Annotated in this window: 7 protein-coding genes; 3 read left to right on the top strand and 4 right to left on the bottom strand. The window is 66.0% G+C overall.

Annotation, left to right across the window (positions count from 1 at the left end; translation table 11 throughout):
* Positions 1 to 20: 20 nt before the first annotated feature.
* From FHT98_RS16985 to FHT98_RS16975, 3 genes are all read right to left on the bottom strand, one after another.
* Positions 21 to 1,373, bottom strand: a complete 1,353-nt coding sequence (locus FHT98_RS16985; protein WP_142114724.1) for an aminotransferase class I/II-fold pyridoxal phosphate-dependent enzyme — start codon at positions 1,371 to 1,373, stop codon at positions 21 to 23.
* Positions 1,370 to 8,806 (bottom strand): type I polyketide synthase, encoded by a 7,437-nt coding sequence (locus FHT98_RS16980; protein ID WP_142114723.1) that lies wholly within the window; start codon positions 8,804 to 8,806, stop codon positions 1,370 to 1,372. Before FHT98_RS16980 ends, FHT98_RS16985 begins: the two co-directional genes overlap by 4 nt.
* 116 nt (positions 8,807 to 8,922) lie before the next feature.
* On the bottom strand, positions 8,923 to 10,212 hold the full coding sequence (locus tag FHT98_RS16975; protein ID WP_142114722.1) for a glycosyltransferase family 4 protein: 1,290 nt from the start codon (positions 10,210 to 10,212) through the stop codon (positions 8,923 to 8,925).
* Positions 10,213 to 10,393: 181 nt separating this feature from the next.
* On the opposite strand from FHT98_RS16975, the gene FHT98_RS16970 reads away from it, so the two are divergent.
* On the top strand, positions 10,394 to 11,056 hold the full coding sequence (locus FHT98_RS16970) for a CDP-alcohol phosphatidyltransferase family protein (RefSeq protein ID WP_142114721.1): 663 nt from the start codon (positions 10,394 to 10,396) through the stop codon (positions 11,054 to 11,056).
* A gap of 38 nt (positions 11,057 to 11,094) precedes the next feature.
* On the opposite strand, the gene FHT98_RS16965 is transcribed toward FHT98_RS16970, so the two are convergent.
* Positions 11,095 to 12,870 (bottom strand): WcbI family polysaccharide biosynthesis putative acetyltransferase, encoded by a 1,776-nt coding sequence (locus FHT98_RS16965; protein WP_142114720.1) that lies wholly within the window; start codon positions 12,868 to 12,870, stop codon positions 11,095 to 11,097.
* Positions 12,871 to 13,114: 244 nt separating this feature from the next.
* Here FHT98_RS16965 and FHT98_RS16960 point away from each other — a divergent pair, with 244 nt between their 5' ends.
* Both FHT98_RS16960 and FHT98_RS16955 read left to right on the top strand, forming a co-directional pair.
* A complete protein-coding gene (locus tag FHT98_RS16960) occupies positions 13,115 to 14,866 on the top strand; it encodes a fatty acyl-AMP ligase (protein WP_142114719.1) in 1,752 nt (583 codons plus the stop codon).
* 55 nt (positions 14,867 to 14,921) lie between these two features.
* On the top strand, positions 14,922 to 15,167 hold the full coding sequence (locus tag FHT98_RS16955) for an acyl carrier protein (RefSeq protein WP_185745193.1): 246 nt from the start codon (positions 14,922 to 14,924) through the stop codon (positions 15,165 to 15,167).
* Positions 15,168 to 15,252 lie beyond the last annotated feature (85 nt).

Raw genomic sequence — 15,252 nt, 5'->3', positions numbered from 1 at the left:
AGCGCCGATCGATTTCCGGCTCAGCCTTGCAGGATCTGTTTCAGCGACGCATCGCCGAGATTGCGGATTTCCCGGACAAGACTGTCGACGGCATCGTCGATCTGGCTGTCGGTATGGCTCGCATTGATGAAGAAGCGCAGGCGCGCCGCCTTCTCGGGCACGCCCGGCGGAACGATCGGAAAGGCGTTGATGCCCTGATCGAGCAGGCTCTGCGCCAACATGACGGTCGGCACGGTCTCGCCGATGACGACCGGCACGACGCCGAAACCCCAGCTTTCGCCGGTATCGAGCCCGGCATTCTGCGCCCGCGTGCGGAAACGCTGCGATTGCCACTGGAGCCGCGCGACGCGCTCCGGCTCGCGCACCATCAGATCGAGCGCGACAGTGGCCGCTACCGCATTCGATGCGGGCATGCCGACGCTGTAGACGAAGCCGGGCGCCTGATGCTTCAGCAGATCGACCACGGCGGCGCAGCCGGCGACATAGCCGCCGCAACTGACGAGTGACTTCGACAGCGTCCCGAGCCAGAGGTCGACGCTATCCGGCGCGACGCCCTGATGCTCGAAAATGCCGCGCCCAGCGGCGCCGAGCACGCCCAGGCCATGAGCGTCGTCGATCATCAGCCAGGCGGAGAAATCCTGCTTGATCGCGACGAGGCGCGCCAGATCGGGGCCGTCGCCATCCATCGAGAACAGGCCTTCGCTGACGATCAGCACGCGCTCGAAGCGATGCCGGTCCGCCGCCAGCATGGCTTCGAGCGCATCGAGATCATTATGCGGGAAGAACCGCCGCGTCGCGCCGGACAACTGGGCGCCGACCACGACGCAGTTATGGATCAGGGCGTCATGGAGGATCAGATCCTTCGGCCCGAGCAGCGTCGCGATCGAGGAGACCGCGCCTGCATGGCCGGAGACGAAGGCGATACAGTCCTCCGCCTCGTAATTGCGGGCCAGCGCCTGTTCGAGATCGCGATGGACGCGGCGCTCGCCGGCCGTGATGCGGCTGGCCGAGACCGAGGTCCCGAACGCCGCCACGGCCTCGCCTACGGCATCGGCGATCTCGCGGTGGCCGTTCAGGCCGAGATAGTCGTAGGAGGCGAAATTGACGACAGATTTGCCAGCGATCACCGAGGTCGCGCCGGCCTGGGCATCGTGCAGGCGGTAATAGGGATTCTGCAGTTTGGCGAAATCGGCAAAGCCCCTCTGGAACTTCATCTGCTGGTAGAGCGGATGATCCTCGAAGGCCATGCTGACGCGCGGTCGCGGCCGGGCGGTCCGCGCAGCCGAAGCCGACGCGGTGAGCGGCGCCTGCTTCATCTGCATCAGCAGATCGGCGAGGGCGCCGTCGGACAGGGGCTTGTTCTCGTCGCTCATTCTGCGGCGCCGCGGCTGGGCCGGCGAACCATCTCCTCGATCTCACTCGCCTGTTCCGGGGAGATGTCCATCTTCGAATGGGCAGTGGCAAGCCGGATGATGGTCGCCTGCATGTTCTCCGAAGAGGCGGGCTCGGCCGCTTCCTCTCCCTCGGTTTGATCGAGCTGGTCGACGATCGTGCCGGCCAGGTCGAGCAGGCTGCGATCGCCGGTGCCGACCACGGCGATCTGGACGCCGATGGCGGCCTCCAGCGCCATGTGAAGCTCCAGCGCCATCAGCGAGTCGAGGCCGAGATCGGCGAGCGGACGCGAGAGATCGACCTTGCCCTCCGCCATGCGCAGGATTTCGGCAACCTCGCGGCGCAGCACACCGGTGACGATCCCGACGGCCTCCTCGCGACTCTTGCCGCGCAAGGTGGAGCCGAGATCCTCGGCATGCATCGTCCGTGCCTCGCCTCCGGGCTGGGCCAGCTCGAGGAAGGCCGCACTCTTGAGCAGGCCGAGCTTATCCGCTCCGGAGCCGGACGAGAGACCGGCATAGAACTGCACGGGATCGGCAGCGCTGCCGAGGCTGAGCAGCCGGCCGAGATGCGCCAGCCCCTCGAAGGCGCGCATCGGGACCACGCCCGTCGCCCGGCGCAGCCGCTGTCCGAGCTGCTTGTCGCGCGCGATCAGGCCGACATCGGAGATCGCGCCCCAGCCAATGGCGAGGCCGGGCTTGCCCCGGCTCCGGCGGCCGCGCATGAAACCTTCGAGGAAACCATTGGCGGCGACATAGGCCCCCTGTCCCGGGCTGCCGATCAGCGTCGTCGCCGAGGAATAGGCGACGAAGACGTCGAGCGCGTGTTCTTCGGTAGCATCAGCCAGGTTGATGATGCCGTCCACCTTGGTCCGCAGCACGGCCCGCAGGCGCTCCGGCGACAGATTGGCGATCAGCCCGTCATCGAGATGTACCGCCGCATGGACGACCCCCCTGAGCGGGCCATGCTTCCCGGCCAGGCGGCCGATCGTTTCCGCGACGGCGGCCTTGTCGCAGACATCGAGTGCCTCGACAACGACTTCGACGCCGCGCGCGCGCATCTCGGCGAGCTGGGGAGCGAGATCGTCATCGACGGCGCCGCGGCGGGACAGAAGAGCGATCTGCGAAGCACCCTTCCGCGCCAGCCATTGCGCCGTCGCGAAGCCGAAGCCGGTCGTGCCGCCGACGACAACATAGAGACCGGGGCGGGCGGCATAGTTCAGCGAGGCCAGGTCGGTCCGCGCGGCACGGGGCGGGCGGATCACGATCTTGCCGACATGTTCGGAGGCCTGCATGGTCCGGAAAGCGGCCCCGACCTCATAGGCCTCGAAGCTGCGATAGGTCAGCGGCCGCAAGCCCTGCTTGCCGAAAGCCTCGGACAGCTTCGCCATCATCTCGCGCACCAGAGCAGGGTCGGCAGCCAGCAATTCGTCGAGATCGACACCGCTATAGGCGATGTTGCGCAGGAACGGCCGCAGGGCGAGCTGCGTATTGTCGAGGAAGTCGCGCTTGCCGAGCTCGAGGAAGCGCCCGAAGGGCTTGAGCAGGCGGAAGCTCGCCAGCATCGCCGGCCCCGCCAGCGAGTTGAGCACGACATCGACATTGCCGATCTGCCTGCGAATCTCGTCAGCGAAGCGCTCCCGCCGCGAATCGAAGACGGCATCGGCTCCGGCAGCCATGGCGATGGCGCGCCGCGCATCGTTGCTTGCCGTGCCCAGGACCTCAGCACCGTGCAGCTTGGCGATCTGGATCGCCGCAAGGCCGACGCCTCCGGCCGCACCATGCACCAGCACCTTCTCGCCGGCGCGGACATGGCCGCGCTCGACCAGAGCATACCAGGCCGTGGAGAAGGCGACGGGGATCGTCGCAGCAGCCTCGAGGTCGAGACCTTCGGGGACCGGGAAAAAATGCCAATCGGGGCAGATGATGTGGGAGGCGAAGGCGCCGGCGGCGAAGCCCATCACGGGATCGCCCGGCTGCAGGCGCGTCACGCCGGGCCCGACCCGGCTCACCCGTCCGGCGCATTCGAAGCCGAGCGCCGCGCGCGTCAATCCAGCGCCGAGCAGGTCGTCGTCAAGGAGACCAAGGCCGACCATGAGGTCGCGATAGTTCAGACCGGCGGCAACGACCTCGACCTCGATCTCACCCTCGCCCGGCTCATGGCGTGCTTGCCGCAGCCATTCGAAGCCGTCGAGGCCGACGCCGTCGGCGAAGTGCAGGACGGCACGCTCGTCGGAGCCGAGTGGCCCATCGCGCTCCATGCCGCGCCGGACACGGCTAACCTCGATCCCGGAAGCGGTGATCCGCAATTCCCGCTCGGCGTTTTCTGCCTCGAGAATGTCGGCGAGCCCTGCCGCCGGCGAAGACGAGGCGATATCGACGAAGCGCAAGTCGATCTCGGGGAACTCGTTGATCGCCACCCGCATAAAGGCGTGGATACCGGCCTCCTCTCCCGCACGGATGTCGTCGCCGGCCGAGGCAGCCTCGGCCAACACCAGCATCCGGCAAGGGCGCTGGGTGGCGGCCAGCAGCTTCAGGACGACGATGAGCGTGTCGATGCGCCCGGACAACCGGTCGAGCGATGTCGGATTCGCGGCTTCAGGCGCCACGACGACCGTCGCGCGCGCGCCTTCCGGCAAAGCTTCGAGCCAGGCGGCAAGCTGCCCGCCCCCGTCGTCCTTGAAGAGCGGAGCCGCCATCAGGCCGTAGCGGCCGCGCGGATCGGCGGCCCCCTGCCCGGTCACGACGGCGACCACGTTCGGAGCATGATGCGGCGCTTCGGCCGCAGCGCCCCGCGCGCTGATCAAGGCCAGCGCCCCATCCTGACTCTGCCCCGACTCCACTGCGGTGGCGCCGGCCTCCTCGAGCTGGCGGCACATGCCCGCCAGCCCACCATGAGGCAAACTGCCATGCCCCTGCCAGATGGCAGGCGTTGCCGCGCCGAGCAGGAATGAAAGGTGAAGGTCGTCGCCGGGCTGGGCGAGCAGGATCGGCGCATCACCGGCCAGCAGCCCCAGTGCACCGCGGATCGCCAGCGCATTCGTCTCATGGAACGGAGACAACGGCATGTCGAAGCCGATCAGCGCATCGAAACGACTCGGGGTGGATTTCTCGATACCGTCAATCACGAGCATGTCGAAGACACTGCCCATTCCCGGCCCATGCCTCTGCTCATCGGCCCTCTCGACATTCGCCACCGCGAAGGTCACCTGGATGCGCCCGGCCTGGACGGCCTCCGCCAGCGCCTCGGTCAACCCGCCATTCCAGCCGCCGGCGACGAGCACGCGCAAGGGCCGTGAGGCCGCCGCGGTCCAGTCGTCAAGTACCTGCTTCGCCACGTCGCGCATCGACGCGCAGATGCCGCGCAGATCCCACTGGTCATAAGCGAAACCGGCGGAGCGGGCGTCGATCTCGCCCCGCCGCAGAAAGGGGCCGGCTTGGACCAGCGCCTGTGCGGCCAGGCGCAATTCACGGTTTGCCGCCGGGAAACGCTGCTGGAGCGTGCCGAGCAGGGCCTGAGGCGACGGCATGGCGAATGTCGCGGAGAGCCGCGTGCCATTCTCCGTGCTGTCCAGACCGCCGGCCCTCGCGAGAATGTCCCTGGCCATGCCGAACAGCGGCTCGGCAACGGCTGCGACCTTGCCCTCGATGACGACACTTTCGAAACTATCGCCACGCGCCGATGAGAGCAGATCGCGGCTGAGGCTCCGCGCCAAGGAAATGGCGAAGGCCTTCAGCAGCAGCGACAGCTGCTGCGCCTCCTCGGACGGGCCGCCAGCTTCTTCGAAAGCGGGCGCCGGCAAGGTGACCGGAGCGATTGCGAGACGGTCCTCGCGGAAGGTCCGCTCGATCATGAACGGCTTGACGAGATGCACGGAGCGCAGGACCGCGGCCTCGATCGAGGCGACGCGTCCGCCATCCTCGTCCATCAACGCGACGGAAAGCGTCTTGAAGCGGTCGGTCTCGGTCTCGAGCTTCGTCACCGAATGGGCGACACCCACGCCCGGCTTCCAGACGCGGATATGCCGGAAGCGGATCGGAAGATGCGCCTTGCGCTCGCCGTCACGCTGGGGGCGGGCCAGGAAGAGCCCGTGGAAGCTGGCATCCAGCGAGACCGGGTGCAGCACATGCCGGTCGTCGTAAGCGCCGGTTCCGCCCTCGGGAACCCGCAGACGGCTCTCGCCGACGGTCTCGTCCCGGAGCGTCGAGATCACCGCCCGGAAGTGCGGGCCGTAATCGAGCCCGGCCCGCTCGGCCGCGGCATAGATTTCCGCCGCCTCGCTCAGAATAGGCTCATCGACGGTGGGAAGCGGGAGCAACGGCAACGCCGCCGCATTCTGCAAGGGAGCGAGCGCGCCCCGCGCGTGCAGGATCCAGTCGCCGGTCGCGAAGCGGCGCCGACTCCAGATCTCAACGGTGCCGGTATGCTCGAAATAGCGGGTCGAAACCTCGCGGGTCTCGTCATCGCCGAAGGTCATCGCCTTGGTAATGTCGAATTCCGCGATCTCGAGCGGCACCTCTCCAAACAGTTCGCGGCCGGCGGCCAGCGCAAACTCGATCAGCGCTGCGGCCGGCATCACCACGCCACCATCGACGCGGTGATCGTCGAGATAGGGCAGCAGCACGGGATCGAGCAGATTGCGCCATTCCGCCGAGCCGTCCGAAACGCGCGGCCCGAGCAGCGGATGCAGCGGCTGGCTCGCGATCAGGCGGCCATGGACGCTGATCGCCTCGACCGTTTCGTCGAAGCGATATTCCTCCGGCTGGAAAGGGTACGGCGGCAGAGATTCGACCATCGTCGGGGCAGACCCGAACACCGCCTCCCGGTCATGGGCGACACCGTTGACCACCAGGCGTACGACGACGCCGCGGATCGGGTCGCGGTCGGCAAGATCATTGGCCGCCAATGTCGGCAACACCGGATTCTGCGCCTCTCCTGCTCGCAGGATGTCCGAGATCGGCCCGACCAAGAGCGAGCGCGGCGCGATTTCGACAAAGGCCGCATCCGGCTGAGCAGCCAGTACGGCCGCAACCGCATCGGCGAAGCGGACGGGCCGGCGGATATTATGCCACCAGTAATCCGCATCGAGTTCACCGGGGACCAGCAGTTGCCCCGTCACCGTCGAATAGAACGGCACGCGCGGGGCCTGGACAGCTATCGTGCCGAGATCGGCGACAAGCGCCTCCTGAATCTCGTCGAGCGCCCGCGAATGGAAGGGATAGTCGACATGCACCGGGACGCCGGCGATGCGGCTCTTGCGCGCTAGGCGCGCCAGCGCCTCAAGCTGGCCGGCAGGGCCGGAGACGGTCGTCGAGGTCGCGCTGTTATAGGCTGCGATATCGACATCCTGCATGCCGGCTTCGGCGAGCAATTCCTCCACTTTCAGTGCGGGGCAGGCGAGGACCAGCATGCGCCCCTTGCCACGCACCGTTTCCTGATGATGACTGCGCTTGTGCATGATCCGCAGCGCATCGCGCCGGGAGATCAGGCCGGAACATTCCACCGCCGCGATTTCCCCGACGCTATGGCCGAGGCTGCCGACGGGACGAATGCCGTATTCGGTCAGAGCGACGGCGAGCGCGGACTGAACCGCGAAAATCAGAGGCTGTGCGATCGAGGTCTGTTCGAGCTCATCGTCCGAAACCCCATCGCGCAAGCGATCGGCGATCGACCAGCCGGCAATCTCCGCATAGATGCGGTCGATATCGTCGATCTCCCGCCGGAAGGTGGCATTGGCGCGATAGGCTGCGCGCCCCATCCCCACGAATTGCGCGCCATTGCCGCTGAATACGAAGACCGCAGGCCGCTCGGCGCCATGGACCACGGCGGCAGAACTGTCCTTGCGGGAAGCTGAACCTTGCGCGAAGGCCCGCAGGCTTGCCGCCAGATCCGCTGCGGCGGGCGGTTTCTCCTGGATGGGAACGGCGAGCCGATGCGGCAGCAGCTCGCATTGATAGGCGAGCGCACTTGCAACGCGCGCCACAGACAGATCGCCCGAAACCGCCTCTGCAACCTGCAGCGCGCGCGCTTTCAGCGCATCGGCCGTGCTTGCCGAGACCAGCAGCACCTCGGCCGGACGGGAAGCCGCGCCATTCGCTCTGCCCTGCTCTTCGCCGCGCGCCGAGCGCAAGATCGCATGGCCATTGGTGCCGCCGAAGCCGTAATTGCAGACACCGGCGAAGAGATCGCGCCCATCGGACGGCAAGGCGAGAGGCTGGACGAGAGGCTGCAGATTGAGATCGTCGAAAGGAATCGCCGTGTTGGGCGCTTCGGAAAACAGCGATCGGGGAACGAGACGCTGTTCCAGTGACAAACTCGCCTTCAGCAAGCTCGCGAGCCCGGAGGCCGCCTCCAGGTGACCGAGATTAGACTTGATCGACCCGATCGGCAGTGGCGCCGCGCGATGCCGGCCAAGCGCCTCGCCGATGGCAGCCGCCTCGATGGGATCGCCGATCTTCGTTCCGGTCCCGTGCGCTTCCACAAAGGCCAGGGCCTCGGGATCGAACCCGGCATTCCGATAGATCGTCTCGATCAGATGCTGCTGGGTTTCCTGCGACGGCAGCGAGATGCCGTTGGTCCGGCCATCTGCATTCGTGCCGGCGGCGACGACGACGCTGCGAACCCGGCGGCCGGCTGCGATCGCCTCGGTCTCCCGCTGCAGCACCAGCACGACCGCCCCCTCGGAGCGCACATAACCGTCGGCGGCCTCGGAGAACGGCCGGCACAGCCCCGTCGCAGACAGCATGCGCGCCTGCGAAAAACCGATGAAAGGCACGGGCGAGAGCAGCATGTTCACGCCACCGACGATGGCAAAATCGACTTCGCCGGCACGAAGCGCCGCCACGGCCTGCGCGAGCGCGATGAAGGAAGAGGAACAGGCCGCATCGACCGTGAAGCTCGGCCCCTTCAGGTCGAACACGTAGGATAGCCGGTTCGCCAGAATCGACAGGGCGTTGCCGGTCATGAAGTGGCTGCCGATGACGGCCGGATCGAAGGCGCCGGCACTCTGGTAGTCGGCGAGCGAGGCGCCGACATAGACGCCGACATTCCCGCCGGCCAGCGTCGAGGGCGGCAGGCCGGCATCCTCGAAAGCGCGCCAGGCAGCCGTCAGCAGCAGGCGCTGCTGCGGATCCATCTGCTGGGCTTCGCGCGGGGAGATGTTGAACGGCGTCGGATCGAATCCGAACGCATCGTCGAGATAGCCGCCGGCGAAACTATAGGAGAATCCGGGAGCGGGATCGCCCGGCCGCAGGAAGCGCTCGACATTCCAGCGCCCGCGAGGCCGCTCGGAAACAACGTTGCGACCTTCCAGCAGCAGCTTCCACAGCGCTTCGAGGCTATTCGCACCGGGTAGAATGCAGCCAGCGCCGATAATGGCTGCCTCTGCGTCAATTGATTGCTTGTGAAACGGCATAGACTTCGACAATCCCAGTGATCTCACGCAATCATGGCCGATATGTTACGGCAAACTAGTCTCGCTCCCATCCTTGCTCGCTGATACGGGGCATTGCGGAAAAAAACAATCCAAACTCAGTCTAAAGCTGCTTCACCGTCTTCGATCCTTCGAATGAACGACGATAGCGCGGCGAAGTACTCGGTCCAGGTCAGGCTGGCATAGTCCGCAGAAGGCGCCAAACGACGCGGCCCGGCCGGCAGGAACGAGGCAATCGCCGCCTCCCAGCCGAGACCGTCGATGGGATCGACAAAAACCGTCTCGGGATGGCCGACTTCACGATGCGCCGGAATGTCGGAGGCGACGACCGGCGTACCAAGCGCCGCCGCCTCCACGACCGGCAAGCCGAACCCCTCGATGAAGGACGGCATCAGCAAGGCACGCGCGCCGCTGATCACCCGCTTCATTGCCGGCGTGGAAAGGCCGTGGAGCGCATGGATATAGGTGCTCACATCGCCGGAACGCCGCAGGCGATCGAGAATCAGATCGCCCTGCCAGCCCTTGGCGCCGGCGATCACGAGATGCGGCGTGGCCGCGCCAAGTCGGCGGTGCAGCCGCTTCCAGACCTCCAGCAGCAGGAGATGGTTCTTCCTGAGTTCGATCGCGCCGCAGACGACGAAATAGGGAATCGCGGCGAGCGTCGGATCGGGGTCGGGTGGCTCTCGGAAGATCGAGGGAACGGGAAGAGGCAGCGCCAGCGTCGGCAGCGCTCTCGCACCGCGGCGCTCGAGTTCAAGTTCGATCGCCAGCTGGGCCGTGCGGGTCGTGACGATCAACCCGGCGGCATAACGCGCCGTCTGATCGACCATCGCCGCGTGAGCCTTGACCGCACCGGGCGAGACATATTCCGGCATCTCCAGCGGGATGACGTCATGCAGCATGAAGAGCGGGCGCACGTCGGGGCGCTTGTTCAGCCAGCGCAGCAAGTACGGGACCGCCAGGCCGATCTGGCCGACATTGACGTAGACCGTCCCGGGTTTGAGGGTTTTCACGACGTCTTTACCGAATCCGATGCCCGTTGCCTTGAGCAGCGAGGTCATGCGGGTGGACACGGCAAGACCGCCGTTCCGCGGAAGATGCCAGGACGACTTACCTGCCTGCATCGTCGGCGCGAGTGACATCCAGGCGCCGTCGGCCGCCGGCTGCCTGTTCTCGGCCCAAAGCTCCTCGAGCCGCGTCAGTCCGCGTAGAGCTCTCTCCCGAGGGAACGCGCGCGTGCCCCAAGCCGTAGGCAGGATCGCCCAGCAGTCATCGTTCGAATGCTCGAAAAAATGGCGTGCATAGGCGAGATCGACCCGATCGATCCCGCGAGGCGTCAGGGACAGTGGCCCCAAGAATAGCCGTGTTGCATCATAGGCGATCGGCACAACAAGACCCTGGCACAGTCAGCTGAAATCGGTTGCCGATCGTCACAATCTTTACACAGCACAACGAGCCGGAATGCCCAACAGTCGCATGGCATACGTTTCTCGCAACCGCAACACTTGAAACGCATTGCTAGCTCGGCAATAGCTAGCCAACCTCTTCCGCACCGAGCAGTCGACTTCATTGATACGCATCAACAACAGCCTCGTCGGCGCCATCGAGCGTAGGGCCTTGGCCTGGCTCGTCCGGCGGATGCCGCGGAGCGTCACCCCCGACAAGCTGACCGCCTTCGGCATCTTCGGCGCGGCACTCACGCTGGCGGGCTATGTCCTGACGGCCTGGTCGCCAGGCTTCCTGTGGCTGGCCTCGCTCGGCCTCGTCTTCCACTGGCTGGGCGACTCGCTCGACGGCAGCCTCGCACGCTTCAGAAAGATCGAGCGGCCCAAATACGGCTATTTCCTCGACCAGACCATCGATGTCGTCGGCAACCTGCTGATCTGCGCGGGCATGGGTCTGTCCGCCTATGTGCGCATGGACGTCGCCCTGCTGGCGCTCGCCGGCTATCATGCCTTGTCGATCTATTCGTTGGTCAAGGCCTGCGTCTCCGGCGAGCTCCACATCTCGCTGGTCGGCTGGGGTCCCACTGAGATGCGCCTGCTCATCATCCTGATGAACACGACGATCTTCTTCTTCGGCGCACCACCCTTCACAGTCGTCGGCCTGACCATGACCTGGTGCGACGTCACCATCCTGCTCATGGCAGCCGGTCTGTTCACGACCTTTGTCTGCCTGCTCGCGAGCTATGCGGCCCAGCTTGCCCACGAGGAAGCCGCCAGCCGCAAATAGGGCCGAAAACGGCCGGGAGAGGCCGTTTCCGTCACCCCTTATCCGTAATAGGCGATGTATTTCCGGAAATAATCTTCCCAGGTCAGCCATTCGCCGCGCACGAGATATTTGCGCCTGGCATCCGCCCAGCCGATCCCCAGGGCGGCCGCCACCTTCGGATGGATCGGCACCTGCAGCCGGCGCAGCGAATTGAGCGATCCCGGCAGCCAGAAATTCAGCGACAGCCCCAGTTCCTTCGTGACCTGCCTGACCAGCATCTTCATGATCCGGCCATTGGGATGGGCCGTCGTGTAAAAAGCCTGCTTCGTCCTGAAATTATCGAGGATATAGGCGCCGATTCCCGCGGGGAATTTCCGATCCATCTCCTCGAGCCTTGTCTGCTCGAACTGATGCAGGCGCTTGAAATCGATCAGCCGCTCGATCGCCAGCGATTCATAGGTCCGGAAGCGGAGTTCGGGGTCGGGAATCTGGCGCCGCAGCCGCCCGAGCAGCCCGTCGAAATAGGTGAACTCGAAATTGGGGAGGTCGCGGTTGCGGGCGAGCCTGTCGTCCGGCCCGTTGAAGGCGTCGAAAGGCCAGGGCGAGGCGAAGCGCACGCAAGGGTAGCGCAGCGTCGGCAGGTCGCTCGGCACATCGGCGCGCAATGGATATTGCTCCCATTCCCGGATGTCCTGGATCAGGAGGAGGTCGCATTCCTGCAGGTCGCGCCGGCCCTGCTCGTGCAGGTTCACCGGCAATTCCATGTAGTGGTGCTTGACCGAGAAATGCCGGGTGAAACCGGAATGATAGCGCAGCGCCTCGGCCAGGAGATTGCCCTGGCAATTGCCGAAGATGACGATCTGCTTCTTTCGGCTCCCGGAGGAAGCGGTCACCCCGGACGGCGCCGGCGACGCCACGGCCGGGGCATCGGCCGAGACGCGACGCAGATCGAGTGAGCGCAACAACAGGCTCGCATTGCGGAAATGGCGCATGCGGATATCGATCGTGCGCGGCACGCCGGCATCGAGCCCGATATCCTGAGGCACGGTGAATTCGAACGAAACACGGCCTGTTTCCAGCTCGCTCGCCAGGAAGCGGCCCTTTCCGAGCCGAATGCCGTCCCGGGTTTCGACCTCGACCGCCAGAGCAGCCTCCGACGGACGCCGGGCTCGCTTCAGTTCGCAACCGATCTCGGCGCGATAGAGCCCGGCCGGGAGCCGCAGGATCGCCGAACTGCGCCACAGTTTCAGGGGCGTGATGGAAAGCGGCGACAGACGAACCGCGCCGGGCAACGGCAAGGTCCGCAGCCGGCCGAGCAGGCGCCAGGGTTCGAGCTCGGCCGGAACGTTGTCGAGCACCGTCGCTGCCGGTTCTCTATGCAACGTCACCGCGACCATGGTCAGCAGGGCGTTGCCGAAATGCGTGAAGCGGAACTCGAAGGGAACATCGGCACCGCCTTCGATACCCAGCTCACGCGGCACCTCGAAGGCCAGGCTCTGCTCGCCACCCCGCAGCTCCGCCGCGCTGTAGTCGCGCCAGGCGCGCAGGATGCGGTTCTGCGCGACGATTTCGAGTCCCATGACCGGGTGGTCACCCTGAAGGGGCATGCGCACCCGGCAATGGAAGGACAGGCGATAGCGCCCCTCCGGCAAACGCAGGAAGGGGCCGTAGAGAAAGGCCTGGGCCGGGACCAGCAGGACGACGGAGACCGAACCGTCCGCCCAGCGTCTTGCCGGCTCGCGCACCTCCATGACAGGCAGCAGCGAGCGGGAAGCGCCGTCATCCGGTTTCGGCATCGGTTCCAGCGGCGTCTCCGCTTGAGCTAGCGTATCCATCCTCGGTTCCAGCGAGTCGCTTTCGGCTTTCATGCGTCCATGACGAAGCTGATCGGCGCATGCTCTAGCATCACTCGCGCGAACATGCAGCCGGCACCTTCGCACCGATGCAGGTTGATCTCGCCGGAAGTGCACTCCATAGAAGGCAACACGCTTTCTCGACCTCATCCCGGCACGGAAGAGCAAGCGACAGTTGCAATATACTCCCGGCCACTGGCGATGCTTGTTCCGTAGATCGATTGCGATGAGCCATTTTTCGTCACTGGCCGAGGTTCTGCAGCACCAGGCCATGTCTCGGCCGGATGTCGCCGCCGTGACGGTCTATTCCGATCGCCCCGGCGAACGGCCGAGCCTGACCTTCGCCGCGCTTCACGCACAGGCCGCGCATCTCGCGCGCCAGCTCGCGGCCGAAACCGCACCGGGCGATCGCGCGCTGCTGATCTTCCCCTCCAGCGTCGAATTCGTCGTCGCCTATTTCGCCTGCCTGATGGCGGGCGTGGTCGCGGTGCCGATGATGCAGCCGCGCCGCAACGCAAATCACGACGCCAGCGCGGCGATCATCGCCGATTGCACGCCGCGCCTGGCACTGAGCCCGGCTTCCGATCCCGATCCGCGCGGCCTGCTGCGCGAGCGCCTGGCCGCGCATGGCATCCGCCACCTCCCGGTCGCGCTGGCGCCGGAGCCTGCGCCCCTCGACGCCTTCCGACCCAATGCCGACGGCCTCGCTTTCCTGCAATACACCTCCGGCTCGACCTCATCGCCCAAGGGCGTGATGGTGAGCCACCGCAACCTGATCGACAATCTCGCGATGATGCGGGAGCGGCTGGGGAACCACGCGGATTCGGCGCATGTGAGCTGGATTCCGCTCTACCATGATCTCGGCCTGATCATGAACCTGCTGCAGCCGATCTATCTTGGCGCGCCCTGCGTCCTGCTGACGCCGTCAGGGTTCATGCATCGCCCGCTGAACTGGCTTCGCGCCATCCACGAGCATCGCGCCGAGGTTGGCGCCGCCCCGAACTTCGCCTTCGATCTCTGCGTCGACCGCTTCCGACCGGAACAGATGGAAGGCATCGATCTCAGCAGCTGGAAGATCGCCCTCAACGGCGCCGAACCGGTGCGGGCCGCAACGCTGGAACGTTTCGCCGAGACCTTCGCCCCCTACGGCTTCGCACCCGAAGCGATGCGCCCCGCCTATGGGCTGGCCGAGGCAACGCTGCTCGTGACCGCCGCCAAGCGGGGCTCTCTGCCCCGCACGCTCGACGTCAGCGCGAAGGCGCTCAAGGCCGCCCGCATCGCGCCGCCCGAGGACGCCGCCGATCGGCATGTCAGCGCCAGTTGCGGCTCACCCATGACCGGGCTGACGATCGCCATCGCCGATCCGCAGACGCGGCGCCCGCTGCCGCAAGGGGCGATCGGCGAGATCTGGATACAGGCCTCCAGCGTCGCCGGCGGCTACTGGCAACGCCCCGAGGAGAGCGAACAGACCTTTCGGGCCAGGCTGGAGACAGATGCCCCTGGCTCCGGCGGCTCCTGGCTGCGAACCGGCGACCTCGGGCATCTCGACGAAGCCGGTGAGCTCCATGTCGTCGGCCGCATCAAGGACGTGATGATCATCCGCGGCGTCAATCACTACCCGCAGGATATCGAAGCGACGGTCGCAGCCAGCCATCCCTCGCTGCGACGCGACCACGGCGCAGCCTTCACGATCATCGACGAGCATGACATCGAGCGCATCATCGTCGTCCAGGAAGTCGAGCGCACGCAGCGCCGTGACATCGCCGAGGCCGAGGTCGTCGCGGCCGTGCAGGCGGCGGTGGTCAACAATCACGATGTCGCCCTGCATAAGGTCATGCTGATCCGGACGGGCTCCCTGCCGAAGACGACCAGCGGAAAGGTCCAGCGCAGCCTGACCAGACTCCGGTGGCTGGAGGGAACGCTCGAGCCCTGGAATCTGTCGGGAGATGCCGAGGAGCGCAGCGCGGCCTCCGCTTGACGGAAGTCCGCCAGCGCGGCAAGCGAAAGCCCCGCGCCCAACCCGACGGATCATCATGCCGCCCGCTTCCGAGATCGAACGCTTCTGCCGATCCAGTCTGGCCGCGATGCTCGACATCGACGAGGTCGGGATCGTGCCGGCAACGACGTTCGCCGGCCTCGGCCTCGACTCGGCTGCCGCCGTCCATTTCGTCCTGGAAGTCGAGCAGGAATACCGCGTTGAGCTCTATCCCGGCGTCACGCAGGACTACCCGACCGTCGCCCAGTTCGTGGACTATCTCGGCACCTTGAAACCACTCTAAGCTACGGGCGTTTCAATCGAATTTTTGCAGGACAATCCTGCATCAACTGCCCTTTTCTGCGCGATCCGACCTCGACGGCACCGAT

Origin of the sequence: Allobosea sp. AK1, from assembly GCF_006714945.1 — a bacterium.
GTDB classification, from domain to species: Bacteria; Pseudomonadota; Alphaproteobacteria; order Rhizobiales; family Beijerinckiaceae; genus Allobosea; species Allobosea robiniae.
This window is presented reverse-complemented; position numbering and strand designations above follow the sequence as displayed.

What these genes read in the sequence shown, in the direction of transcription:
- FHT98_RS16965 (WP_142114720.1), bottom strand. Translation starts at nt 12,870, where the DNA reads ATGGATACGCTAGCTCAAGCGGAGACGCCGCTGGAACCGATGCCGAAA.
- FHT98_RS16955 (WP_185745193.1), top strand. Translation starts at nt 14,922, where the DNA reads ATGCCGCCCGCTTCCGAGATCGAACGCTTCTGCCGATCCAGTCTGGCC.
- FHT98_RS16985 (WP_142114724.1), bottom strand. Translation starts at nt 1,373, where the DNA reads ATGAGCGACGAGAACAAGCCCCTGTCCGACGGCGCCCTCGCCGATCTG.
- FHT98_RS16960 (WP_142114719.1), top strand. Translation starts at nt 13,115, where the DNA reads ATGAGCCATTTTTCGTCACTGGCCGAGGTTCTGCAGCACCAGGCCATG.
- FHT98_RS16980 (WP_142114723.1), bottom strand. Translation starts at nt 8,806, where the DNA reads ATGCCGTTTCACAAGCAATCAATTGACGCAGAGGCAGCCATTATCGGC.